The organism is Frankiales bacterium, from assembly GCA_016125335.1.
GTDB lineage: Bacteria > Actinomycetota > Actinomycetes > S36-B12 > CAIYMF01 > Longivirga.
This window is the reverse complement of record WGLY01000017.1, coordinates 221,072-245,719: the sequence shown is the minus strand read 5'-3', so window position 1 is coordinate 245,719 and position 24,648 is coordinate 221,072. Positions and strand designations below refer to the sequence as shown.

At 75.1% G+C, this 24,648-nt stretch carries 20 protein-coding genes; 9 read left to right on the top strand and 11 right to left on the bottom strand.

From position 1 onward, the window contains the following. Nucleotides 1–5 precede the first annotated feature (5 nt). Both cydB and GC157_10985 read right to left on the bottom strand, forming a co-directional pair. A complete protein-coding gene (gene cydB / locus GC157_10990) occupies nt 6–1,067 on the bottom strand; it encodes a cytochrome d ubiquinol oxidase subunit II (protein MBI1377987.1) in 1,062 nt (353 codons plus the stop codon). Between the two features lie 19 nt (nt 1,068–1,086). Next, nucleotides 1,087–2,496: a cytochrome ubiquinol oxidase subunit I gene (locus tag GC157_10985; protein ID MBI1377986.1), complete on the bottom strand. Its 1,410-nt coding sequence runs from the start codon at nt 2,494–2,496 to the stop codon at nt 1,087–1,089. A 391-nt stretch (nt 2,497–2,887) separates the two neighbouring features. Between GC157_10985 and GC157_10980 the strand changes: the two genes are divergently transcribed. Further along, nucleotides 2,888–3,808, top strand: a complete 921-nt coding sequence (locus GC157_10980; GenBank protein ID MBI1377985.1) for an EamA family transporter — start codon at nt 2,888–2,890, stop codon at nt 3,806–3,808. A 22-nt stretch (nt 3,809–3,830) separates the two neighbouring features. Here GC157_10980 and hisC read toward each other — a convergent pair whose 3' ends face one another. Beyond that, nucleotides 3,831–4,952 carry a histidinol-phosphate transaminase gene (gene hisC / locus GC157_10975; GenBank protein MBI1377984.1) on the bottom strand — a complete coding sequence of 374 codons (1,122 nt, stop codon included), beginning with the start codon at nt 4,950–4,952 and terminating at the stop codon, nt 3,831–3,833. Nucleotides 4,953–5,078: 126 nt separating this feature from the next. On the opposite strand from hisC, the gene GC157_10970 reads away from it, so the two are divergent. Both GC157_10970 and GC157_10965 read left to right on the top strand, forming a co-directional pair. After that, on the top strand, nt 5,079–6,251 hold the full coding sequence (locus GC157_10970; GenBank protein ID MBI1377983.1) for a SpoIIE family protein phosphatase: 1,173 nt from the start codon (nt 5,079–5,081) through the stop codon (nt 6,249–6,251). Next, entirely contained in the window at nt 6,203–7,750 is a 1,548-nt protein-coding gene (locus GC157_10965) for a DUF2510 domain-containing protein (protein ID MBI1377982.1), read from the top strand. The genes GC157_10970 and GC157_10965 overlap by 49 nt, the downstream gene beginning before the upstream one ends. Before the next feature lie 87 nt (nt 7,751–7,837). Here the strand turns inward: GC157_10965 and GC157_10960 are convergent, their stop codons facing one another. The 3 genes from GC157_10960 to dnaB form a co-directional block, all read right to left on the bottom strand. Next, on the bottom strand, nt 7,838–10,666 hold the full coding sequence (locus GC157_10960; protein MBI1377981.1) for an HAD-IC family P-type ATPase: 2,829 nt from the start codon (nt 10,664–10,666) through the stop codon (nt 7,838–7,840). A gap of 130 nt (nt 10,667–10,796) precedes the next feature. After that, nucleotides 10,797–12,272: a cryptochrome/photolyase family protein gene (locus GC157_10955; protein MBI1377980.1), complete on the bottom strand. Its 1,476-nt coding sequence runs from the start codon at nt 12,270–12,272 to the stop codon at nt 10,797–10,799. Between the two features lie 90 nt (nt 12,273–12,362). Beyond that, a complete protein-coding gene (dnaB, locus tag GC157_10950) occupies nt 12,363–13,718 on the bottom strand; it encodes a replicative DNA helicase (GenBank protein MBI1377979.1) in 1,356 nt (451 codons plus the stop codon). Nucleotides 13,719–14,126: 408 nt separating this feature from the next. On the opposite strand from dnaB, the gene GC157_10945 reads away from it, so the two are divergent. Both GC157_10945 and GC157_10940 read left to right on the top strand, forming a co-directional pair. After that, nucleotides 14,127–15,566: an MATE family efflux transporter gene (locus tag GC157_10945; GenBank protein MBI1377978.1), complete on the top strand. Its 1,440-nt coding sequence runs from the start codon at nt 14,127–14,129 to the stop codon at nt 15,564–15,566. Next, nucleotides 15,563–16,066 (top strand): low molecular weight phosphotyrosine protein phosphatase, encoded by a 504-nt coding sequence (locus tag GC157_10940; GenBank protein MBI1377977.1) that lies wholly within the window; start codon nt 15,563–15,565, stop codon nt 16,064–16,066. Before GC157_10945 ends, GC157_10940 begins: the two co-directional genes overlap by 4 nt. 94 nt (nt 16,067–16,160) lie before the next feature. Here the strand turns inward: GC157_10940 and GC157_10935 are convergent, their stop codons facing one another. The 4 genes from GC157_10935 to GC157_10920 all read right to left on the bottom strand — a co-directional run bounded on the left by GC157_10935 (nt 16,161) and on the right by GC157_10920 (nt 17,936). Beyond that, nucleotides 16,161–16,607, bottom strand: a complete 447-nt coding sequence (locus tag GC157_10935) for a 50S ribosomal protein L9 (GenBank protein ID MBI1377976.1) — start codon at nt 16,605–16,607, stop codon at nt 16,161–16,163. 17 nt (nt 16,608–16,624) lie between these two features. After that, entirely contained in the window at nt 16,625–16,861 is a 237-nt protein-coding gene (gene rpsR, locus GC157_10930) for a 30S ribosomal protein S18 (protein MBI1377975.1), read from the bottom strand. Between the two features lie 96 nt (nt 16,862–16,957). After that, entirely contained in the window at nt 16,958–17,494 is a 537-nt protein-coding gene (gene ssb, locus GC157_10925) for a single-stranded DNA-binding protein (protein ID MBI1377974.1), read from the bottom strand. A gap of 151 nt (nt 17,495–17,645) precedes the next feature. Next, nucleotides 17,646–17,936 carry a 30S ribosomal protein S6 gene (locus GC157_10920; protein ID MBI1377973.1) on the bottom strand — a complete coding sequence of 97 codons (291 nt, stop codon included), beginning with the start codon at nt 17,934–17,936 and terminating at the stop codon, nt 17,646–17,648. 427 nt (nt 17,937–18,363) lie between these two features. Between GC157_10920 and GC157_10915 the strand changes: the two genes are divergently transcribed. The 4 genes from GC157_10915 (at nt 18,364) to GC157_10900 (ending at nt 22,847) form a co-directional block, all read left to right on the top strand. Beyond that, nucleotides 18,364–19,389: an aminotransferase class I/II-fold pyridoxal phosphate-dependent enzyme gene (locus tag GC157_10915; GenBank protein ID MBI1377972.1), complete on the top strand. Its 1,026-nt coding sequence runs from the start codon at nt 18,364–18,366 to the stop codon at nt 19,387–19,389. A gap of 94 nt (nt 19,390–19,483) precedes the next feature. Continuing rightward, the gene (gene xth, locus GC157_10910; GenBank protein ID MBI1377971.1) at nt 19,484–20,278 is read left to right on the top strand and encodes an exodeoxyribonuclease III; all 795 of its coding nucleotides are present in this window, start codon (nt 19,484–19,486) and stop codon (nt 20,276–20,278) included. A 90-nt stretch (nt 20,279–20,368) separates the two neighbouring features. Further along, nucleotides 20,369–21,505, top strand: coding sequence for a peptidoglycan bridge formation glycyltransferase FemA/FemB family protein (locus tag GC157_10905; GenBank protein ID MBI1377970.1), 1,137 nt, complete (start codon nt 20,369–20,371; stop codon nt 21,503–21,505). A gap of 49 nt (nt 21,506–21,554) precedes the next feature. Further along, nucleotides 21,555–22,847 carry an alanine racemase gene (locus tag GC157_10900; GenBank protein ID MBI1377969.1) on the top strand — a complete coding sequence of 431 codons (1,293 nt, stop codon included), beginning with the start codon at nt 21,555–21,557 and terminating at the stop codon, nt 22,845–22,847. Between the two features lie 71 nt (nt 22,848–22,918). On the opposite strand, the gene GC157_10895 is transcribed toward GC157_10900, so the two are convergent. Then, the gene (locus GC157_10895) at nt 22,919–24,538 is read right to left on the bottom strand and encodes a DUF2029 domain-containing protein (protein MBI1377968.1); all 1,620 of its coding nucleotides are present in this window, start codon (nt 24,536–24,538) and stop codon (nt 22,919–22,921) included. Between the last annotated feature and the right edge of the window lie 110 nt (nt 24,539–24,648).

Here is a 24,648-nt window from a genome sequence, read left to right as displayed (position 1 = left end):
GCAGGTTAGACCGACACCTCGTGCGGCAGGTCGAGCGATCCCCTGCCCACGTCCGGGATCTGGCTGGGCGAGAGGCGCTTGCGGAACACCCAGTAGGTCCAGGCCTGGTAGGCGAGCACGACCGGCGTCATGATCACCGCGACGATGGTCATCACCTTGAGCGTGTACTCGGTGCTCGAGGCGTTGGTGATCGTCAGCGACGCGGCCGGGTCGATGCTGCTCGGCATCACGTAGGGGTAGAGCGCCGCGAAGAGGAACACGACGACGCCCGCCTGCGTGACGGCCGAGAACACGAACGCCCATCCCTCGCGCCCGACCCGGTTGGCACCGAGCACGGCCAGCCAGGCCAGCACCGCCACCACGAGCGGCAGCCAGCTGATCGCGTTCTGGCTGTAGGCCAGCTGCGTCCAGAGCCCGAAGGCGACCGCGAGCACGGCGGCCACGAGGCCGACCTGGCCGGCGATGCGGTTGGCCCGCACCCGGATCTCGCCGTCGGTCTTGAGGGCGAGGAACACCGCGCCGTGCGTGGTGAACAGCGCCAGCGTGACGAGTCCCCCGAGCAGCGCGTAGGGGTTCAGGAGGGTGAACAGGTTGCCGTCGAACTGGCTGTTGCCGTTGGCGTCGAGCACGAGCGGCGTGCCCTTGGCGATGTTCGCGAAGGCGACGCCCCACAGCAGCGCGGGCAGGAACGAGGCGATGGTGATCGCCCAGTCCCAGCGGTTGCGCCACACGGCAGAGCCGCGCTTGCTGCGGTACTCGAACGCGACGCCGCGCACGATGAGCGCCACGAGGATGAGCAGCAGCGCGAGGTAGAAGCCGCTGAACAGCGTGGCGTACCACTCGGGGAACGCGGCGAAGGTCGCGCCTCCCGCGACGAGCAGCCACACCTCGTTGCCGTCCCACACCGGGCCCAGCGTCGTCACGACCGTGCGCCGCTCGGCCTCGTCCTTCGCGACGACGCGCAGCAGGATGCCGACGCCGAAGTCGAAGCCCTCGAGGACGAAGTAGCCGATCCAGAGGACGGCGATCAGGACGAACCAGATGATCTGCAGGGTCTCCCAGGACATGTCCAGGTCTCCTAGTCCGTCAGTACGAGAAGGTCAGGGGACGGCCGCTGTTGGCGTCCTCGTGGTCGAGGACCTCCACGGTCTCGGGCGGGCCGATCTTCACGGCGCGCACGAGGAGCCCGACCTCGATCACCGCGAGGCCGCCGTAGAGCAACGTGAACACGATGAGCGAGATGAGCACCTGGGCGGTGCTCAGCGTCGGCGAGACGCCGTCGGCGGTCCTCATGAGGCCGAACACGATCCAGGGCTGGCGGCCCATCTCGGTGAACACCCAGCCGGCCGAGATGCCGAGCAGCGGGACGAGCGTCGCGACGATCGCGGTCCACCGCAGCCAGCGGGCGCCGGGCAGGCGTCCCTTGCGGGTGCGCCACCAGACGTAGAGCGCCCACAGGGCGCCGAGGACGCCGAGTCCGATCATCGCGCGGAAGGCCCAGAACACGAGCGGGGTGTAGGGCGCGTAGTTGCCCGGTCCGAACTTCGTCTCGGAAGCCGCCTGGAGGTCGTTGATGCCCTGCACCGTGCTCTCCGGGCCGGTCCAGTGGCCGGTGGCGAGGAAGCTGAGCATCCCGGGGATGTCGATCGACCAGTAGGCCTCGGACCCGTCGAGGTTGCCGATGGTGATGAGGCTGAACGGCGCGTTCTCCTGCGTCGTGTAGAGCGCCTCCGCGGCGGCCATCTTCATGGGCTGCTGCTGCACCATGATCTTGGCCTGCACGTCGCCGGTGTACATGACCGCGAGCCCGGCGAGCACCGTGGCCACGACGCCGACGGTGAGCGTCTTGCGCATCGCCTCGACCGACCGGCCGGTCATCATCACCAGCAGGCTCACCGCGACGACCATGACGCCGGACACCAGGAACGCCGACGCGATGACGTGGAAGAACGTCGCCACCGTCGTGTTCTGGAACAGCACCGCCCCGAAGTCGGTGAGCTCCGCGCGGCCGCTCTGCGCGTTGTAGGTGTAGCCGGTGGGGTGCTGCATGAAGGAGTTCGCGGCGAGGATGAAGTACGCCGAGAGCATCGTGCCGAACGCGGCCAGCCAGATCGTGGCCAGGTGCAGGCCCTTGGGCAGCCGGTCCCAGCCGAAGATCCACAGGCCGAGGAACGTCGACTCCAGGAAGAACGACGCGAGCCCCTCGACGGCCAGCGGCGCGCCGAAGATGTCGCCGACGAAGCGGGAGTAGTCGCTCCACGCCATGCCGAACTGGAACTCCTGGACGATGCCGGTGACGACACCCATCGCGAAGTTGATGAGCAGCAGCTTGCCGAAGAACTTGGTGGCCTTGAGCCACTTCTCGTCGCCGGTGCGGTACCAGGCGGTCTGCATGATCGCGACGAGGAACGACGTCCCGATCGTCAGCGGGACGAACAGGAAGTGGTAGACGGTCGTGATGCCGAACTGCCACCGCGCCAGGTCGAGGGCATTCATCAGGCAGACCCCTTCAGAGGCGAACCGGTACGGGTGCACGCACTCGTGCGCTGGACACTTTGCTCCATGCCCGGGGGGTGAAGGGCAGCCGAACCTGTGAACTGTGTCGCCAAGCCAAGGCTCCCCTGACCGCGCGGCGCTCCTTCTCCGCGGCCCGGTCCGCGACCGAGGTCAGGTCAGCCTCAGTCGTCACTCCTGGTGACCGGCACGCCGTCCACCCCTGCGTGCCCGCGCGTGCCGGCCGGCCGCGCGCGACCGCTCGCGGGACACCGGTGCGACGGACGTCGGAGGGGCCGAGGAGGATGCGCACGTGACGACCGCCGCCGACCCGGGACTCGCCGCCCCGCCCGCCCCGCCGCCCTCACCGGCCGCAGTGTGGACCGCGCTCGGCATCGTCTACGTCGTCTGGGGCTCGACCTACCTCGCGATCGCGTTCGCGATCGACACCATGCCGCCGATGGTCGCGCTCGGCACCCGCTTCGCGGCGGCCGCCGCGGCCATGGCCGCCTACCTCCTCGTGCGCCGGGGCCCGCGCGGGCTGCGGGTCGAGCGGCGCGAGCTCGGCGGCGCCGTGGTGATCGGCGTCCTGCTGCTCGGCGTCGGCATGGGGGTGCTGAGCCTGGCCGAGCGCGTGGTGCCCACCGGGATCGCGGCGCTCATCGTCGCGGTGGTGCCCCTCTACATCGCGCTGCTGCGCGCGCTCACCGGCGACCGCCCGCCGTGGATCACCTGGGTGGGCATCGCGATCGGGCTCGTGGGGATCGGCCTGCTGGTGCTGCCGGGCAACCACGCCGACGGCGGCTCGGACCTCGCCGCGCAGCGCACGCTGTGGTCGCTGCTCATGCTCGGCGGCACGTTCGCCTGGGCGCTCGGCACGTTCCTCCAGCCGCGCATCCGCGTCCCGCGCGACCCGCTCGTGCTCTCCACCTACGAGATGCTCACCGGCGCCGTGGTGCTCACGGGCCTCGGGCTGCTGCGCGGGGAGCGCGTGAGCGACATGGCCCACGCGTCGGCGGCGTCGTGGTGGGGCTGGATCTACCTGGTCACCATCGGCTCTCTGGTGGCGTTCACCGCCTACGTGTGGGTCGCCGGGCACGCCCCCGTGTCGCTGGTGGCCACCTACGCCTACGTGAACCCCGTGGTGGCGGTGCTGCTCGGCTGGTGGCTGCGCGGCGAGTCGCTCTCGCTCGGGCTCCTGGTGGGCGCGGCCGTCGTCGTGGCCGGCGTCGCGCTCGTGGTGAGCGCCGAGCGGATCGCCGGGCGCCGCGCCGAGGCCGACCTGCTCGTCGACCCCTGCCAGGCCGAGCGCTGAGCGCGGGCCGGTCCGACGTCGGCTAGCGCCCCGCAGCGGCGTCCGCCGGGCGCGGGGCAGCAGCGGGCGCGGGGACGAAGCCGCCCGCGACGGACAGGAAGCGGTCGTTGGCCTCGCGCTCGCCGATGGTCACTCGCACGCCCTCGCGCCCATAGGCCCGCACGGAGAGGTTGACCGCGTCGCACGCCGCGACGAAATCGTCGTGGCGCTCGCCGAGGCGCAGCCACACGAAGTTGGCCTGGCTCGGCGGCAGCGCCCAGCCCTGGGCGGCGAGCTCGTCCTGCACGCGCGTGCGCTCGGCCACGAGGGCCTCGACCCGCTCGAGCAGCGCCGCCTCGGCCCGCAGCGACGCGACGGCCGCGGCCTGCGCCACGGTCGAGACGCCGAACGGCACGGCGGTCTGGCGCAGGCCCGTCGCCACGGGAGGATGGGCCACGGCGAAGCCGACCCGCAGGCCCGCCAGCCCGTAGGCCTTGGAGAACGTGCGCAGGACCGCGACGTTGGGCCGGTCGCGGTAGGTGTCGAGCCCGCGGACGGCGGCGTCGTCGCGGACGAACTCGACGTAGGCCTCGTCGACGACGACGAGCACGTCGGAGGGCACGCGGTCGAGGAAGCGGTCGAGGTCGGCCTGGCGCACCGCGGTGCCGGTGGGGTTGTTGGGCGTGCACACCAGCACGAGCCGGGTGCGCTCGGTGACGGCGTCGGCCATCGCGTCGAGGTCGTGGGTCTCGTCGGGGCGCAGCGGCACCTGCACCGGCGTGGCCCCGCCGATGATCGTCATGATCGGGTAGGCCTCGAACGACCGCCAGGCGTAGAGCACCTCGTCGCCCGGGCCGGAGGTGACCTGGACCAGCTGCTGGAGCAGGCCCACCGAGCCGGTGCCCAGCGCGATGTGGTCCTCGGGGACGCCGTGGCGCTCGGCGAGCGCCGCGACCAGGCCGGTCGACGCGGGGTCGGGGTAGCGGTTGGCCGCCGATGCCGCGCGGGCGATCTCGTCGAGGACGCCGGGCAGCGGCGGGTAGGGGTTCTCGTTGCTCGACAGCTTGTAGGGGGTCAGGTCGGCCCGACCCGCGGGCGGCTTGCCGGCCACGTAGGCGGGCAGCCGGTCGAGGGCGTCGCGCAGTCGCGGTCCGGTGCCGGGCATGCCCTCGACCCTATCCGCGGCCCGGGCCCGCCCCGCGCGCGCGACCGGTGCCGGGGCCCGGGGCCCGGACGCCGCCAGGCCGGGCACCCCGGCCCGCGCTCTCGGGCGGGCACTAGCGTGACCGCCATGGAGCCGGGCGGCGTCAGCCTCCGCACGCGGATGACGCTGCTCGCCGTCGCGGGCCTCGTCGCCGTCGTGGTGGTCGGGCTGCTGGTGCGCGCGGCCTACCTCGACGTCTCGACGGCGACCCGCGCCGTGCAGAACGCCTCGCCCGGGGACCGCGAGGCCGCCATCGACGCGCTGGCCGGCGTGGCCCGGCGGATGACCGTCGACCTCGCCGTCGCCGGGGTCGTGATCCTCGCCGTGCTGGTGTCGGCCTACGTGCTCGTGCGCTCGTGGGTGCTCACGCCGCTCGACGACCTGCGCCACCAGCTGCAGGGGGTGGCGCGGGACGGCCGGCGCGACCAGGTGATCGTGCCCTCCGGGCCGCCCGAGCTCCGCGCGGTGGGCCGCGACGCCGAGGCGATGCGCCGGGCGCTCGTGGTGGAGACCGACTCGGCCCGCGCCGCGGAGGGCAGCCTGGCGCTGGAGGGGCCGGTGGTCTCGGCCATCCGCCGCGAGCTCGACGTCGACCCCTCGCCCGAGGTGCCGCACCTCGAGGTGCACGGGCGGCTGCGCCCGGCCGAGGGGGTGCTGGCCGGCGACTGGTGGGGCGTCGTCCCCCTGGAGGACGACCGCACGGCGCTGCTCGTCGTCGACGTCTCCGGCCACGGCGCGGTGGCCGGCGTCATCTCGCTGCGCCTGCGCGCGGTGCTGTCCGTGTCGCTGCGCAGCGGCTTCGACCCCGGCACGGCGCTGGCCCGTGCCGCGACGTCCTTCGTGGACGACGACGGCCGCTTCGCGACGGCGCTCGTCGTGGTGCTCGACCCGCGCCGGGGGACGCTGCAGTGGGCCAACGCCGGGCACCCGGCCGGCTGGCTGCTGCCCGGCGGCCGGGCCGGCGAGCGGCTCGTGCTCACGCAGACCGGGCCGCTGGCCAGCGCCCTGGGCGGCAGCTGGGAGACCCGGCGGGCCCCGCTGCACGTGGGCGACGTCCTGCTCGTGTGGTCCGACGGGCTGGTGGAGACCCGCGACGAGGCCGACGAGGTCGTCGACGCCGAGCTCGCGGAGCTCGTGGGGGCCGTGGAGGACGAGGCCCCCGCTGAGCTCGTCACCCGGATGCTCGCCGCGCTGCGCGAGGCCTCGCCCGAGTGGTCGCGCGACGACGTCACCCTCGTGGCGGTACGCCGCACGTCCTGAGCCCGGCGCACGGCGCCCCGGCGCCCGGCGCGCTCCGCCGTTCGGCCCATGTCCCCCTGGACGGCCGTCCGCGAGTGACCGATCGGCGCAGGTCCGAGCGGGTGCCGCCCTTCAGTTCCCGGCGGCGAGGGCCGAGGAGACAGGTGGGACGAGCCACGACACGCTGCCCCGGCACGGCAGCGCGCACGAAGGGGGCGCAGGTGAGCCCACAGGCCGGCTGGTACGCCGATCCGACCGACCCCGCATCGCTGCGGTGGTGGGACGGTGCGGCGTGGACCAGCGAGACCCGCGGGGCCGAGCTCGCGATGGCGGCTGCCGCCGCCTCGGCCGTCCCGACGCCGACCCTCGCGCCCGCGCCCGCCCCCGTCACGACCACCGTCGCGATGCCGGCGGCACCCGTCGCCGCCGTCGCGCCCGCCGTGGCGGTGCCGGCGGTGGCACCCGCCGTCGCCGAGGCGGCCGTGCCGGCGCTCGCCGGCCACACCGCCACCGCGGTCGCCGTGCTGCCCGACGTCGCCGTCGCCGACGTGCCCACCCCGGCGCTGGCCCCCACTCCGGCGCTGGCCCCCACCCCGGCGCGCGCCGGGACCACCGCGATGACCCCGGCAGCCCCGCGCACCACGACGTTCGAGCCCGAGCCGCTCGAGGTCGACCGCTCCCGGCCCGGCGCCGGCACCGCCCCCGTGCGGGCGCCGCACGCGCCGTCGTCCTCCACGTGGGTGGACGAGTCGCTGCCCCGGACGCCGACCGCGTCGCCCGGCAGCATCATGGGCGGGCACTCGACCTTCGGGACCGGCGGCGGCGCGCGCGGCGGCTTCGCCGTGGGCCCGAGCATGGACTTCTCCCCGGTCGGCACCACCGGCGAGGTGCGGCCCTCGCGGCACGTGGGCCGCACCGTCACGCTGCTGGTCCTCGGGCTCGCGGTGCTCGCCGCGTTCTGCGTCGTCGCCGTCCCCCGCTACATGACCGCACGGGCCCAGAGCATCGCCGCCGAGCAGCCCGACGTGCTGGCGCGCAGCGCACCGGCCACGCTCGCCGGCGCGAGGCGCACCCGTCCGGACGCGACCGTTGCCGCTGCGGCGCGCGACCTGCGCGGGCAGGGCGCGTCGTGGGCCTGGGCCGCGACGTACGCCGCGGGCAGCACCCAGACCCGCTACCTCGCCTCCGACATCCCGGTGGACTCGCGCGGCGACGCGGTGAACGCCCTCACGAGCCACGACGCCGCCGCCGACCTGCTCGCCTCCATGAGCCGCCGGATGCTCCCGGCGTCCGCGCCGGCCGTGCTCGGCACCGCGACCGAGTACGCCAGCCCGGTGGGCGGCAAGGTCTGGTGCATGACCGTCACGGCCGCCGGCAGCGCCAACGGCTACTGCCTGTGGACCAACGGCAAGGAGTGGCTGGCCGTGCTGTCCACCCCGGGGCTGGAGGGCAGCGCCGGCAAGAGCACGCTGGCCGCCCTCGCGCAGCTGGCGAAGATCACCACGAAGTCCGGCGCGTAGCCGCGGTCCGACCCTCCCACGAGCACGGGTCGCGACGTCCGGCCACGGCCCGAGCGGGCGAGGCGATTCCTGGGCGCGGTCCGCGCATCAGCGCTCCCGGCGCCGGCGGGCCCAGCGCACGAGTTCGTCGGCACCCCACACCGCCACGGCGAACAGCGGCAGGACCGCAAGCTGGTGCAGCGGAGGCAGCGCCATCCCGAGCACCTCGCTCACGCCGGGGAGCACGACGACGGCGGCCGCGAACACGAGCTCGAACGCGATCCCCCACAGCAGCAGCGGGTTGGACAGCGGTCCGATCTCGCGCAGGGACGCGCGCTCGGTGCGCGCGGCGAACGCCGTGCCCACCTGGCAGGCCACGATGCCGAGGAAGGTCATGGTGGTGGCCTGGAGGTAGACCTCGTGCAGGGGCGACCCGGCGGCGACGTCCGCGCCCGGCGTCCAGCCGCCCGCCGTCAGGGTCCAGAAGAACGCCGACGTGACCAGCAGCGTGCTCACCCCGCCGAGCAGCAGCCAGGCCCGCAGCAGGAGGTCGCGGCGGATCAGGTTCTCGCTGCGCGGCCGCGGGGGGCGGCGCATGAGACCGGGCTCGGCCGGCTCGCGGCCGAGGGCCAGCGCGGGCAGCGTCTCGGTCCCGATGTCGATGCAGAGGATCTGCAGGACCGTGATGGGCAGCGGCACGCGCCCGCCGGACAGCGCGAACACCAGGAAGGGCACCACCTCCGGCGTGGTGTGGGCGAAGATGTAGAGCACGAACTTGCGCACGTTGTCGTACACCTGGCGCCCGGCCTCGACGGCCTGCGCGATCGTGCGGAAGTTGTCGTCGGTGAGCACCATCGTGGCCGCCTCGCGGGCGACGTCCGTGCCCGTGCCACCCATGGCGACGCCGATGTCCGCGCGGCGCAGGGCGGGTGCGTCGTTGACGCCGTCGCCGGTCATGGCGACGACCTGGCCCTGCGCCTGCAACGACTCGGCCACGCGCATCTTCATCTCCGGCGAGGTGCGCGCGATGACCAGCTCGCGCCCGTGGGCCAGGAACGCGTCGAACTGGGCGTCGGTCAGCCGGTCGAGCTCCTGGGCGTCCCAGGGCCGCAGGTCCGGGCCGCCGATGCCGACCTCCCGCGCGATCTCGCCGGCCGTCAGCCGGTGGTCGCCGGTGAGGACGATCACGCGGATGCCCGCCTCGTGGCACTGCTCGACGGCGGCGCGCACCTCGGGACGGGCCGGGTCCAGCAGCGCGACCAGGCCGGCGAGCACGAGGTCGCGCTCCGCGTCGTCCCGCTCGGCCGGCACCGGCCGGTCGGCCGGCAGGTCGCGGTAGGCCGCGGCGATGAGCCGCAGCCCGTGCGCGGCGTAGGCGGCGACCGCTGTCGCCACCTCGCGCCGGCGCTCGTCGTCGAGCTCGACGACGCGGCCGCAGGAGTCGAGCAGGCCGCTGCACCGGGCGAGCACCTCCTCGGGCGCGCCCTTGGTGTGGACGGCCCGGCGCTGCCCGGCGTCGTCGACCGAGGACATGAGCCGGCGCGCGGGGTCGAAGTGGAACAGCGTGCGCCGCAGCGCGGCCCGCCGGTCGGCGTCGACGTCGGCGCCGAGCCGGGCCGCGACCGCCAGCAGCGCGAGCTCGGTGGGGTCGCCCGTGCCGGCGGGGTCGCGCGCCGGGTCGTCGACGACGTCGTCGGCCAGCTCGGCGGTGTTGCAGGCGGCCAGCACCTCGGCCAGCCGGCCGAGCACCTCAGGCTGCGGGCCCTCGACGTCCCCGGTGCCGGCCCGCGGCCCGGACGTCGAGGCGCCGAGCTGCTGCTCGCCCGCGGAGGACCACACCAGCACGGCGTGCATCCGGTTCTGGGTGAGCGTGCCGGTCTTGTCCGTGCAGATCACGCTCGTCGCGCCGAGGGTCTCCACGGCCGAGAGCCGCTTCACCAGGGCGCCGCGCCGGGCCAGCTCGCGCACGGCCACGGCCAGGGCCAGCGTGATCGTGGGCAGCAGCCCCTCCGGCACGTTGGCCACGATGAGCCCGATGGCGAAGGACCCGGCGTCGGCCAGCGAGAGCCCGGCGAGCAGGGCGCCGATCGGGATGAAGGCCAGCCCCGCGCCGACGCTGACCGCCGCGATCAGCCACGCGACGCGGCGCACCTGCCGCTCGAGCGGGCTCGGCTCGCGCACGACCCGCTGCGACAGCGCGGCGATGCGGCCCAGCTCGGTGTGCATGCCGGTGCGGCTCACCAGCGCCACGGCCTCGCCGCCGGTGCACAGCGTGCCGCTGAACACCAGGGACTCGGCCTGCAGCAGCGGTCCGCCCCGGTCGTGCGCCGCGGCGGAGCGGAACGCCGGGAGGGACTCCCCGCTGATGGTGGACATGTCCACCTCGAGCGAGCCCTCGACCAGCCGGGCGTCGGCGCACACCCGGTCGCCCTCGGCGAGCTCGATGACGTCGCCGGGCACGAGCTCGCGGGCGGGCACTTCGCGGCGGTGCCCGTCGCGGCGCACCACGGCGCGCTGGGGCAGGTACGCCGAGAGCGCCTCCACGGCGCGCTCGCCCTCGCGCTCCTGCACGAACGCGAACAGGGCGTTGAGCCAGACGACGACGAGGATCGCCGCGGACAGCACGGGCGTGCCGATCACCCAGGCGAGCAGCGCGGCCATCCAGAGCAGCAGCGCCAGCGGGTGCAGCAGCTGGTCGAGCAGGTCGCGCCACGGGCTGCGCCGCCCGGCCCGGCGCAGCTCGTTGGCGCCGTAGGTCGCCAGGCGGCGCGCCGCCTCGCGCTCCGAGAGGCCGCGCGGGCTCGAGCGCAGGTCGCGGAAGAGCAGCGCGGCGGGCTCCGTGGGGGCGAGCCGGCCCAGCGCCCGGGTGAGCTCGGCCGCCTGCTCCGCGACGAGCTCGCTCCCGCTCGCGGGGCCCGGCACGGGCTGCTCGGCCATGGCGCTCCCCCCGGGGCGAGGCCATCCGGTGCACGGCACACGGTGCGACGCGCCTGGTGCGACGTCACCCCCAGGATCCGCCGTCCTCGGGCCGCATGCACGGTCGGCGCCGGGGCCGCCGCGGGCGCGGTCAGGGCGGGCCGTCGCCCCGCGCGGACTCCTGCGCGACGAGCGCCTCGCGGTCGGTCAGCCGCTGCAGACCGGCGTAGGGCCGGGCGAGCCGGTGGTTGCCGCGCAGGGCCTCGGCGTGGCGGTCGAGGAACGCCCAGTAGCCCGCGGTGAACGGGCAGGCCCGCGGCCCCACGCGCACCGACGGCGAGAACGGGCAGCTGCGGCAGTGGTCGCTCATCCGGTGCAGGTAGGCGCCGCCGGCCGCGTAGGGCTTGGTGGCCATCCGCCCGCCGTCGGCGTAGAGCGCCATGCCGACGACGTTGGTCACCATGACCCAGTCGTAGCCGTCGGCGAAGCCGTCGCGGAACCAGGCGGCGGTGGCGCGCGGGTCGTAGCCGCGCTGCAGCGCCCAGTTGCCCAGCACCATGAGCCGCACGATGTGGTGGCTCCAGGCCCGGTCGCGCACCTCCTCCAGCGCGGAGCGCAGGCAGGCCGCCCGCACCAGCTCCGGGCGCAGGTCGGCGAACCACTCCGGCAGCGGCTCGCGCGCCCCGAGCGCGTTGCGCCCGGCGTACTCCGGCCCCAGCGCCCAGTACAGCTGCCAGGCCCACTCCCGCCAGCCCACCACCTGGCGCACGACCGCCTCGACGCTCGGCAGCGGCGCCCGTCCCTCGCGGTGCGCCGAGACGGCCGCCTCCACCACCTCGAGCGGCTCGACGAGGCCGAGGTTCATCGGCACGGACAGCAGGCTGTGCGCCATCGCCCAGTCGTCGTGCAGCATCGCGTCCTCGTAGGGCCCGAACTGCACCAGCCGGTGGCGCACGAAGTCCGCGAGCGCGGTCAGCGCCTCGACCCGCGTGGCGGCGAACGTGCGCGGCGCGTCGGCGCCCACGAGCGCGACGCCCTCGGCCGCCCAGGCGTCGAGGTCGCGGCGCACGGCGGCGTCGACGTCGTCCTCCTCCGGCCGCCAGGGGTGCGGCAGGCCGAGCGTGCGCCGCCCGCGCGGCGGCGGCAGGCGGTTGTCGGCGTCGAAGTTCCAGCGGCCGCCGACCGGGCCGCCGTCGGGCTCGAGCAGCAGCCCGAGCCGGCCGCGCTGGTGGCGGTAGAACTCCTCCAGCACGGGGCGGCGCGAGCCCAGCCAGCCCTGGAAGTCGCTCTCCGCCAGGGTGAACCCGCGGGCGGGGAGCACGGTCATGCCCTGCTCGCGCACCCATCGCCGGGCGGCGTACGACGTCGGGTCGACGACGCTCACCTCGCGCGGGTCGACGCGCAGCCGCTCCAGCGCGGCGCCGTACGACTCCGCCCGCACGTGCACGGCCCGCTCGCCGAGCTCGACCGCGAGGTGGCGCAGCGCGGAGAGCAGCAGGTGCGCCTTCTGCCGGTGCGCGCGCCGCCGGGCGAACGCGGCGCGCGACTCCACCAGGAGCACCGGCTCGTCGTCGGCCAGGTCGGCGCGGAAGTGCGGACCGAGCTGGTCGGCGAACAGCAGCCTCACCCGGTGATCGTCGCCGAGCCCGCCCCGGCCCGCACCTCGCGGCCTCGGCCGGCGGCGGAACGCGCCGGGTGGAGCGACGGACCCGGCGCGCTAGACCTGGGCCATGTCGACGAAGCGGCTGTAGTGGCCCTGGAACGCCACCGTGAACGTGCCGGTGGGGCCGTTGCGGTGCTTGGCGAGGATGAAGTCGGCCTCGCCCGCGCGCGGGCTCTCGCGCTCGTAGGCGTCCTCGCGGTGCAGCAGCACCACCATGTCGGCGTCCTGCTCGATCGAGCCGGACTCGCGCAGGTCGCTCATCTGCGGGCGCTTGTCGGTGCGCTGCTCGGCGCCGCGGTTGAGCTGGCTGATGGCGACCACGGGGACGTCGAGCTCCTTGGCCAGCAGCTTGAGCGACCGGGAGAACTCCGACACCTCCTGCTGGCGGCTCTCGACCTTCTTGCCCGAGGTCATCAGCTGGAGGTAGTCGATGACGACGAGGCGCAGGTCGTGCCGCTGCTTGAGCCGGCGGCACTTGGCCCGGATCTCCATCATCGTCATGTTGGGGCTGTCGTCGATGAACAGCGGCGCCTCGCTGACCGCGCTCATCTTGCGGGCCAGCTTCTGCCAGTCGCCGTCGGACATCGTGCCGCTGCGGAGATGGTTGAGCGCGATCTGGGCCTCGGCGGAGAGCAGGCGCATCGCGATCTCGTTGCGGCTCATCTCCAGGCTGAAGATGGCGCTGGCCAGGCCGTGGCGGATCGAGGCCGAGCGCGCGAGGTCGAGCCCGAGCGTGGACTTGCCGATCGCGGGACGGGCCGCGACCACCACCATCTGGCCGCCGTGCAGGCCGTTGGTGACCGCGTCGAGGTCGGCGAAGCCCGTGGGGACGCCGGCGAGCACGCCGCCGCGCGAGGCGATCGCGTCGATCTCCTCCAGGGTGCCGGGCATGATCTCCGACAGCGGGAGGTAGTCGTCGCTGGTGCGGCGGTCGGTGACGTCGTAGACCGCCGCCTGGGCGCGGTCGACGATCATGTCGACGTCGCCCTCGCCCTGGAAGCCCATCTGCACGATGCGGGTGCCCGCCTCGACCAGCCGGCGCAGCACGGCCCGCTCGGAGACGATGTGGGCGTAGTAGGAGGCGTTGGCCGCCGTGGGGACGGAGGCGACCAGGGTGTGCAGGTAGGGCGCGCCGCCGACCCGGCCGAGCTCGCCGATCTTGGCCAGCTCGGAGGAGACGGTGATCGCGTCGGCGGGCTCGCCGCGGCCGTAGAGGTCGAGGACCGCGGCGTAGATGAGGGCGTGCGCCGGCCGGTAGAAGTCGGCCTCGCGCAGCGTCTCGACGACGTCGGCGATGGCGTCCTTGCTCAGCAGCATGGCGCCGAGGACCGACTGCTCGGCGGCGATGTCCTGGGGCGGGGTGCGGTCGGGGACCGAGTCGTCGCGCGGGCTGAGCTCGACGACGCTCACGTGCCCCCCTCCCTCTCGCCCGGGCCCGGCCGGGGCCCGCGGGACCCAGGTCTACGCCCGGGGTCCGACATCCGCCTGCGCGACCGTAGGGGTGTCCGGCCCGGGACTCAACGAGGCCTGTGGACAGACCTGGGGACGACGTGGGGAAACCGCCGAGCGACGCGGTGGTCGGTGCTGTGGACAACTCGGGGATAACCCGGACGATCTTGCGCCTGCAAAGCTGTGACCTGCGACGATGCGGTCCCCACCCTGGGGAGGGAAGAAACTTCGCTCGGGTGTCCGCCAGGTGAACTCCCGCCGACGCCGGACCGCCGGACGCCCCGGCGGGCGCACCGTCCGACCCGACCGCGGACGGCCACCGGACCCGGCGGCGGCCGGGTGGTCGGCCGGGAGCGGCCAGGCACCAGGATGGCCGCCGTGGACGACGCCCGGGACCCGGACCTGCTCGCCGCCGAGCCCCTGGCCGGCGAGCCGCTCCTGGCCGGGGCGCGCGAGTCCGGGGTGCCCGGGCCGGACCCGGGCACCGGGGCGCCGCAGGGCTCGTTGCGCGAGATCGCCCGCCTGGCCGTCCCCGCACTCGGCGCGCTCGTGGCGCAGCCGCTGTACGTGCTCGTCGACGCCGCCATCGTGGGCACCCTCGGAGTGCTGCCGCTCGCGGGGCTCGGGGCGGCCTCGACGCTGAGCTCGCTCGTGGTGGGCCTGTGCGTGTTCCTCGCGTACGCCACCACCGGGTCGGTGGCGCGTCGCCTCGGCGAGGGCCGCTGGGACGCCGCCGTGGGCGAGGGCGTCGAGGGCATGGGCCTCGGCCTGCTGCTCGGCGTCGTCCTGGGCGCGGCCACCTGGCTGTGGGCCGACCCGGTGGTGCACGCGTTCGGCGCCTCCGACGAGGTCGCGCCCTTCGCCGTGACCTACCTGCGCGTGGTGGCCCTCGGCTTCCCGGCGGCGCTCGTGGCGCTGGCCGGCGTCGGGGTGCTGCGCGGCCTGCAGGACACCCGCACCACACTGCTCGTCACGCTGCTGGCCGTGGGGGTCAACGCCGTGCTCGCGGTGACCCTCGTGCTCGGGCTGCACCGGGGCATCGGGGGGTCGGCCGTCGCCACGGCCGTGGCCGAGTGGGTCCAGGCGATCGCCTACACCGTCGTGGTGGTCCGGGTGGCCCGCCGGCACGGGGTGCGCCCGCACCCCTCGGGTGCCGGCCTGCTGGCGGCGGCCCGCACCGGCACCCCGCTGCTGTGGCGCACGGTCGTGCTCCGCGCCGTCTACGTCGTGGCGGCCGCCGTCGCCGCGCGCACCGGCGACGCCGACCTCGCCGCCTACCACGTGAGCTTCCAGGTCTGGATCCTGCTCGCGCTGGCCGCGGACGCGCTCGCCATCGCCGGGATGGCGCTGCTCGGGCGCTACCTCGGCGCCGGCGACGCGGCCGGGGCGCGCGCGGTCACCGGCCGGCTCGTGCGCCTCGGCGTGGTCGTGGGGGTCGGCCTGGGGCTGCTGCTGCTCGTGCTGGCCCCCTGGCTGCCCGACGCCTTCACGGCCGACCCGGTCGTGCGCGGCCTCATCACCGCGTCGCTGCTCGTCGGCGCGCTGCAGCAGCCGCTGGTGGTGCCGGTGTTCGTGCTCGACGGCGTCCTCATCGGCGCCGGCGACGGCCGCTGGCTCGCGATCGCCGGCACGGTGATGCTCGTGGCGTTCCTGCCCGCCGCCTGGCTGGTGCTCCACCTCGGCCTCGGCGTCGTCGCCCTGTGGTGGGCAATCACCTGGTTCATGGTGGTGCGCGCCGCGCTGCTGGGCCTCCGCGCCCGGGGCGGGGCCTGGCTGCGCCCGAGCGGCACGGCAGGATCGACCGCATGAGCGGTGCGGGGCAGCAGGTGCGGGTGACCGTGGTGTGCAGCGGCAACATCTGCCGCTCGCCGATCGGCGAGGTGGTGCTGCGCGACGCCGTCGAGCGCGCCGGCCTCGGCCACGCCGTGCTCGTGGACTCCGCCGGGATCGGCGGCTGGCACGTGGGCGAGGGCGCCGACCGCCGGGCCCGCGCCGTGCTCGCGCGCCACGGCTACGACGCCGCCGGGCACCGGGTGCGCCAGATCACCGGCGACTGGTTCGACGAGGACGACGCCCCCGACCTGCTGCTGGCCATGGACTCCGGCCACGAGCAGGCGCTGCGCCGGCTGGCCCCGGACTCCGACGTGCGCCGCTACCGCACCTTCGACCCGGCCCTCGCCGGGCGCGCGGACGCCGCGCTCGACGTCCCGGACCCCTACTACGGCGACGACTCGGACTTCGAGGAGGTGCTCGCGATGGTGCAGGCCGCGACACCGGGCGTGCTGGCCCACCTGCGCACCCTGCTCTGACACGGCACCGACCCAGCTCCGACGCAGCTCTGAAACAGCAGGACGGCCGGCCCCTGCGGGGCCGGCCGTCCTCGTGCTGTCGTCGTCGCGGGTGCTAGGCGCGCACCACGTCGACGGTGACCGAGGCGAGCGCCTCGGGGTGCACGCGCACCTCGACCTTGTGCGCGCCGACGGTCTTGATCGGCGCGACGATGGTGACCTTGCGCTTGTCGACGGCGGGGCCGCCGGCGGCGGTGATCGCCTCGACGACGTCGGCCACCGTGACCGCGCCGAAGAGCCGGCCGGTCTCGCCGGAGCGCGCCGTGAGCGTGACCTTGAGCCCCTCGAGGGACTGCTTGATCGCCGTGGCGGCCTCGACGTCGCGGACCTCACGGACCGAGCGGGCGCGCTTGATCTGCGCGACCTGCTTCTCCCCGCCCTTGGTCCACGGGGTCGCCAGACCGCGCGGGAGCAGGTAGTTGCGGCCGTAGCCGTCCTTGACCTCGACCACGTCGCCGGGGGCGCCGAGTCCGTTCACGTCCTGGGTCAGGATGAGCTTCATGGTGGTCGCCTCCTTCCTCAGCGGGCGGTCGAGGTGTAGGGCAGCAGCGCCATCTCGCGGGCGTTCTTGACCGCGGTCGCGACGTCGCGCTGGTGCTGGGTGCAGTTGCCGCTCACGCGACGGGCCCGGATCTTGCCGCGGTCCGAGATGTACTTGCGCAGCAGAGCGGTGTCCTTGTAGTCGACGTGCGCGATCTTCTCCTTGCAGAAGACGCAGACCTTCTTCTTCGGCTTGCGAAGAACAGGCTTGGCCATCGTGGTGCTCCTTGTCGTGGGAGCCCGGCGTCGGCGCCGGGATGGGGTCGGACGGGTGGGTGCGGCCGCAGCGGCCGCGGGGTGGAGCAGGTCCGGCTAGAACGGGGGCTCGTCGTAGGACGCGCCGCCACCACCGCCGCCGCCCCAGGCGCCGCCGCCGGAGGACTGGCCTCCGGGCTGGCTGGCCCACGGGTCGGAGTCGGAGGCGCCGCCACCGCTCGCGCCGCCGAAGCCGCCCGAGTCGCCGCCGAAGCCGCCGCCGGAGCGGGCGACCTTGGTGACCTTGGCGGTCGCCGTGCGCAGCGCGGGGCCGACGTCGTCGACCTCCATCTCGAGCACCGTGCGCTTCTCGCCCTCACGGGTCTCGTAGCTGCGCTGCTTGAGCCGGCCGGTGGCGATCACCCGGGTGCCCCGGGTGAGGGACTCGGCGACGTTCTCGGCGTACTGCCGCCACACCGAGCACCGCATGAAGACGGGCTCGCCGTCCTTCCACTCGTTGGTCTGCTTGTCCAGGTAGCGGGAGTTCGACGCGATCGTGAAGCTCGCCACGGCCGCGCCGCTGGGGGTGAACCTCAGCTCCGGGTCGTTGGTGAGGTTCCCGACGACGGTGATCTGGATGTCGCCTGCTGCCATGTGCTGACCGCCTCAGGGAGTGTGGGGGCTCGACGTTGGTGGGCCGGACCTTACGGGTGCGCTCCGACTCCCCGGAAGGGAGCGCTCGCGCGGACTGTGGACGACGCGCGGAGCCGGGGGATGCCGGCCGCGCGTCGCACGGTGCGAGGGGTCAGTGGGCCTCGGGCCGCATGACCTTGGTGCGCAGCACGGCCTCGTTGAGGTTGAGCTGGCGGTCGAGCTCCTGCACCGCGGCGGGGTTGCAGGTGAGGTCGAGGACGGCGTAGATGCCCTCGGCCTTCTTGTTGATCTCGAAGGACAGACGGCGACGGCCCCAGATGTCGACCTTGTCGACGGAACCGCCGTCCTGCTTCACCACGTTGAGGAACGTGTCGAGACTCGGGGCGACGGTGCGCTCCTCGAGATCGGGGTCGAGGATCACCATGACCTCGTAGCGACGCATGCGATACCCACCTCCTCTGGACTCAGCGGCCACGGTCTCTCCGTGGCAGGAGGGTTGACGCGTCACGAGCCCGGCACCGCGGGACCCGGCGGGCCCCGCCCGGCCGGGCGGCGTGGGGGCCCAGACTACCCGCGGCCGCGGCCGGGCCCCAAACCGTCGCCCGCCGACCCCGCTCCCCCGACCCGCGCGGTTCACGGGGGAACGGTCGCATCCAGCGCCGGGACGCGACCCTTCCACCAGTCACGTCGCGCCGGCACGGAGGTGCCAGGATCGCGCCGTGAGCATCCCGCCCGATCCCGCCGCACCGCCCGAGCCGTCCGGCCCGGCCGAGCCGTTCGAGCAGCTGAGCCTGGCCGAGCTGCGCACCCGCGGCTCGGTGAAGTGGACCCGCTACGGCCCGGACGTGCTGCCGCTGTGGGTCGCGGAGATGGACGCGCTGCCCGCCCCGGCCGTCGTGGACGCCGTCTGCGCCGCCATGTCCCGGGGCGACACCGGCTACCCGCCGATGGACACCTCCTACGCCGAGGCCTTCTCCGAGGCCGCCGCCCGGCACTGGGGCTGGGCCCCGGACCCGGCGGCCACCTGCGTGGTCGCCGACGTGCTGGCCGGGGTGCGCGAGGTGCTCCGCCTCGTCACGCGGCCCGGCGACGCGGTCGTGGTGCCCGCGCCCGTGTACCCGCCGCTGCTGGAGTTCACCGCCGCCATGGGACGCCGCGTCGTCCCTGTGCCGCTCGGCCCGGACGACCGGCTCGACCTCGACGCCGTGGCCGCGGCGCTGGCGGAACCCGACGCCACCGCGCTGCTGCTGTGCAGCCCGCACAACCCCACCGGCACCGTGCACACCGCCGACGAGCTGCGCGGGGCCGCGGCCGTGGCCGACGCCGCGGGGGCGACCGTCGTGGTCGACGAGATCCACGGCCTGCTCGTGCCCGAGGGCACGCGGTTCACCCCCTACCTCGCCGTGGCCGAGCGCGGCTTCGTGGTCACCTCGGCCAGCAAGGCCTACAACCTGGCCGGGCTCAAGGCCGGCCTCGTGGTCGCGGGCCCGGCGTCCGCCGCGCTCGTCGAGCAGATCCCGCTCGAGGCCCGCTACGGCGCGAGCTACCTCGGCGTGCTGGCGCACGTGGCCGCCTGGCGGCACGGCGACGCCTGGCTCGACGCCGTCAACGCCGCGATCGCCGCCAACGCCGAGCACCTCGGCCGGCTCCTCGCCGAGCACCTGCCGCAGGTGGGCTACCGCCCGCCGCAGGCCACGTACCTGGCGTGGCTCGACGTCTCCGCGCTCGGCCTGGGCGAGGACCCCGCCGAGACGCTGGTCGAGCGGGCGGGGGTGGCGCTGAGCTCCGGGCTGCCCTTCGGCCCGGGCGGCGAGCAGCACGTGCGCCTCAACCTGGCCGCGAGCCGCGCGACGCTGGCCACCGCGGTCGAGCGGATCGCGGCCGCGCTGGCCTGACCCGACGTCACTGGTGGAACGGTCGCTTCCCGGTCCGGGTGACGACCGTTCCACCAGTGACATCGCGGTGGGTGGGTGGTGCCAGGATCGGGGCGTGCGCATCGCCACCTGGAACATCAACTCCGTCGCCGTCCGCACCGACCGCCTGCTGGCCTGGCTGGCCTCGGCCGAGCCGGACGTGCTGTGCCTGCAGGAGCTCAAGGTCGCGGCCGCGGAGTTCCCCGTCGACGCCGTCCGCGAGGCCGGCTACGAGGTGGCAGCGCACGGCACCGGCCGGTGGAACGGCGTCGCGATCCTCTCGCGCGTGGGCCTCGACGACGTCGTGCGCGACCTGCCCGGCCAGCCCGCGTTCGACGGCGCCACCGAGCCGCGGGCGGTCGGCGCCACGTGCGGGGGCGTGCGCGTGTGGTCGGTGTACGTCCCGAACGGCCGCGCCGTGGACGACCCGCACTACTCCTACAAGCTCGACTGGCTCGCGGCGCTGCGGGCCGCCGCGGTGGCCGACCTGGCGCGTCCCGAGCCGCTGGTCATCCTGGGCGACTTCAACGTCGCACCCACCGACTCCGACGTCTGGGACATCTCGAGGTTCGAGGGCGCCACCCACGTGACGCCGGCCGAGCGCGCGGCGGTGTCGGCCCTCGTCGACGCCGGCCTCGTGGAGGTGGTGCCGCGGGCGCTGAAGTACGACACGCCCTACACCTACTGGGACTACCGGCAGCTGTCGTTCCCGAAGAACACCGGCATGCGCATCGACCTGGTCTTCGCCTCGCCCGCCCTGCACGACGCCGTGACCGACTCCTACGTCGACCGCGAGGCCCGCAAGCCCGGCCCGAAGGGCAGCACGCCGCCGTCCGACCACGCCCCCGTCGTGGTCGACGTCGCGCGCTGAGGCCGCTGGGCCCACCGCCGGCGAGGCGCTCGTCACGCCGCCCGCGGCGGCCGGCCGCGACCGGCCCGGCGGGCCCGTAGGCTCGCCGCCGTGCCGTCCTCGCCCCTCGTCGTCCGCCGGATCAGTGCCGACGAGCACCTCGCGCACGTGCGCCGCCACCAGGACAGCGGCCGCATCTCGTTCCTCCAGCTGCCCAGCTGGGCCGGGGTGAAGGCCGAGTGGCAGCACCTGTCGCTCGGCTGGTTCGACGGCGACACCCTCGTGGGCGCGGGGCTCGTGCTGCTGCGCCAGGTGCCGCGCGTGCGCCGCTACCTGGCCTACCTGCCCGAGGGACCCGACATCGACTGGACCGGCGAGCGCGACCTCGCCGACTGGCTCGCCCCCATGACGGCGCACCTGCGGGGGGTCGGCGCGTTCGCGGTGAAGATGGGGCCGCCGGTCGCAGTGCGCCGCTGGGACGCCGGCACCCTCAAGGACGCGATCGCCGAGGGGTCGGCGCGCCGGCTGCGCGACGTGCCCGCCGACGAGACCCACCCGCAGGCGGAGGCCGTGGCCGAGCGGCTGCGCGCGCTGGGGTGGACGCAGAAGGCCGACATCGGGGCCGGCTTCGGCGACGTCCAGCCGCGCTACGTGTTCCAGGTCCCGCTGGCCGGCCGTACCGAGGACGACGTCCTGGCCGGGTTCAACCAGCTGTGGCGGCGCAACATCAAGAAGGCCGAGAAGGCCGGCGTCGAGGTGGTCCACGGCGGCTACGACGACCTGCCCGCCTTCCACGAGGTGTACGTCGAGACGGCCGCGCGCGACGGGTTCACCCCGCGCGGCCTGCCCTACTTCCAGCGCATGTGGCACGCCATGCGCGAGGAGGACCCGGAGCGCATCACGCTCTACCTGGCCCGTCACGAGGGCCGGGTGCTGGCGGCCACGACGCTGGTCCGCGTCGGCGCGCACGCCTGGTACTCCTACGGCGCGTCCTCGAGCGCGGGGCGCGAGGTGCGCCCGTCCAACGCGGTGCAGTGGGCGATGATCCGCGACTCGCTCGCCGCCGGCTGCCGCGTGTACGACCTGCGCGGGATCAGCGACACCCTCGACCCCGACGACGACCTCTTCGGCCTCATCCAGTTCAAGCTGGGCACCGGGGGCCACGCGCTGGAGTACCTCGGCGAGTGGGACCTGCGGCTGCGCCCGATCATGGCGCGCGCGGTGGACGCCTACCTCAGCCGCCGCTGACCCGCCCGAGGCGGGGCGTGCGGGTCCGGCGTCCCCCTAGGTTGGGCGCATGACCCTGAGCCTGTACGTCGACGCGCCGCGCTGGCGCGCGCACACCGAGCGCACCCGCGACGACGTGCGCCGGGCGGTCGGCTCCACGGTGCACGCCGACCCCGCCGCCGGGCGCCCCCACGTGCACCTCGGCGACCTCGTGCCCGTGGCGAAGGGCAACGGCTACGGGCTGGGCAACGCGCGCCTCGCGCGGGAGGCGGGCCGGCTCGGGCTCACGCGGATCGCCGTCGGCACGGTGTTCGAGGTGGCCGAGGTGGCCGGCGCCCACGACGGCGACATCCTCGTGCTCACCCCGTTCGACCCGCGCGACACCGTGGCGGGCGCGGCCTGGGTCGAGGTGGCGCACGCGCCCTACGCCGACCGCGTGCTGCGCACGGTGTCCTCGCGCGAGGCGTGGGACGCCGTCGCCGCCGGGCCCGGCCCGGTGCGGGTGGTGCTCGAGGCGCTCACCTCGATGGGCCGGTTCGGGCTCACCGACGCCGAGCTGGCCGACCTCCTGGAGGCGCCGTCCACCCGCGACGCGCTGGCCGCCGGGCGCGTGCGTCTGGAGGGGCTCGCGCTGCACCTGCCCCTCGCCGCCCCGCACCTCGACCACCGCTCCGTGCCGGGGGCGCGCTGGCACGACGCGGGGGTGGCCCCGGCGCCGCCGCCCGGCGCCACGGCGCGCGTCACCGAGGCGCACGCGTGGGCGCTCGGCTGGGTGCGCGCCGCCGCCGACCTGTCCGACCGGCTGCGCGCGGGCGACCCGGACGCGGAGGCCGTGACCGCACTCACGAGCGCCGCCGCCCTGTGGGTGAGCCACCTCGACGACGCCGAGCTCGCGGCGCTGCGCGCGGCGGTGCCGGACGTGGCCCTCTACGCCCGCATCGGCACCCGGCTCTGGCTCGGCGACCGCGGCGCGCTGGCGGTGCGCGGCACCGTGCTCGCCGTGCACGAGGTGGTGCGCGGCCAGGCCAGCGGCTACCGGCAGCGGCGGGCCGGGCGGGCCGGAGCGGTGGTGGTCGTGGGCGGCGGCACGGCCCACGGCATCGCGCTCGAGGCGCCCTCGCCGGCGGCGTCCTGGCGGCAGCGCGCCGTCGTGGCGGGCACCGGGCTGCTCGACGCCGCCGGGCGGGCGCTCTCGCCGTTCCACGTGGGCGGGGCCCAGCGCTGGTTCGCCGAGCCGCCGCACATGCACGTCTCGCTGCTGCGGCTGCCCGCCGGCACGGCGCTGCCGGAGGTGGGCGAGCAGGTCGACGTCGACGTCCGGATGACCACGCTGCACGCCGACCGCGTGCTCGGCCTGGACTGACCCGGCGCGGACCGAGCCCCGGTCGCGTCCGTCGGTCGCGGGGTCCGGCGCGGCCTGGGCCGGGCCCCCGGTCAGCCGGAGTGCCGGCCCGGGGGCCGGGAGAACAGCTCGTCGAGCGCGCCCACGGGCACGCCGTCGACGTCGTCGTCGGCCGGGCCCTCCGCGGGCCGGCCGGGCACCGGGAGGGCGACGCCGGCCGGTCCGTCGCCAGCGCCGTCGGGACCGTCGGGACCCTTCGGGCCGCCGGGGCCGCCCGGTCCGCCGGGGCCGCCGCCGTGGGCCCCCGGCCCGCGCTCGCTGCGGCGGCGCAGCACGACGACGTCGGGAGCCCCGTCGAACGGGCCGCCCCCGGGGTCGTCGGTGTGGTCGAGGTGGCCGTCGCTGCGCACCGGGTCGTGCTCGGGCCGCAGGATGTCGCGCACCACCATGGCGGCGAAGTACAGCGTCGCGACGACGTGCACCACGATCGCGAGGACGTACGCCGGCTGCGGCAGCCCCTTGGCGTCGGTGCCGTACTGCTGGAGGAACCACCAGATAGCGGCGAAGTAGAGCACCTCGCCGGTCTGCCAGACGAGGAAGTCGCGCCACCGCGGGCGGGCCATCGCGGCCAGCGGGATCAGCCACAGGACGTACTGCGGCGAGTACACCTTGTTGGTGATGCAGAACGCCGCCACCACGAGGAAGGCCAGCTGCGCGTAGCGCGGCCGGTCCCGCGCGGTGAGGGCGAGCGCCGCGATGCCCAGGCACAGCACGCCGAGCAGCGTCGCGGCGACGAGGTTGAGCGAGCCCTCCGGCACCGGGAGGCCCACCACCTGAAGCGCGTACCAGAGCGAGCCCCAGTCGGCGCCGCGGTCGGAGGAGAACGTGTAGAACTCCGACCAGCCCGCCGGGTTGGCCAGGTAGATCGGCACGTTGACGAGCAGCCAGGCCCCGGCCGCGCCGCCTGCCGCCGTGCCGAGGGCGCGCCACCGGCCGGAGCGCAGGGCGAGCACCAGCAGCGGGCCGAGCAGCAGCACGGGGTAGAACTTCGCCGCGATCGCGAGCCCGAGCAGCACGCCGGACCACCCGGGTCTCGAGCGCGACCAGGCGAGCATCGACAGCGCCGTGAGCGCCACGGCGAGCAGGTCCCAGTTGATGAGGGCGCACAGGATCATGCCGGGCGCGAGGGCCACCAGGGCGGCGTCCCAGGGACGGCGCCGCACGGTCAGCGCGGTGGCGACGACGGTGACGAGGAAGCACCCGAAGAGCAGCAGCGCGTTCCAGTCGAAGAACTCCAGCGAGCGGACCGACGCCGTGCCCGAGTGCCCGGTGAGCATCGAGGCGACCTGCATGAAGGCGCCGGTGAGCACCGGGTACTCCAGCGCCGGCCCCTGCCCGTCGCCGGTCTGCAGGTAGGGCAGCCAGCCGTCGGCGAAGCCCCGCAGCTCGTAGAGGTAGGGGATGTCGGAGTAGCAGAGGTGCGTGTAGCGGGCGTCGCCGCCCCAGCCCTCCGCGTGGCACGGCATCTTGAGGACGTAGCCGAGCAGGAACGCGATCGTCGCGAGCAGCACGAGCACGCGCAGCGGGGTCCAGAAGCCGTCGAGGCGGCCGCGGTGGAACCCCGCGGCGCCGCCGAACCGCTCGGTGGCGGCGTAGACCACCGGGTCGCTGTCGGAGGGCAGCACGACGTCGGGCTCGGGCACGGGGCTCATCGTGCCCTACGACGCACCGGCCCCCGCGCACCGTTCCCGTCCGGGCCGCACGTCACTGGTGGAACGGTCGTCTCCCGGGCCGGGAAGCGACCGTTCCACCAGTGACATCG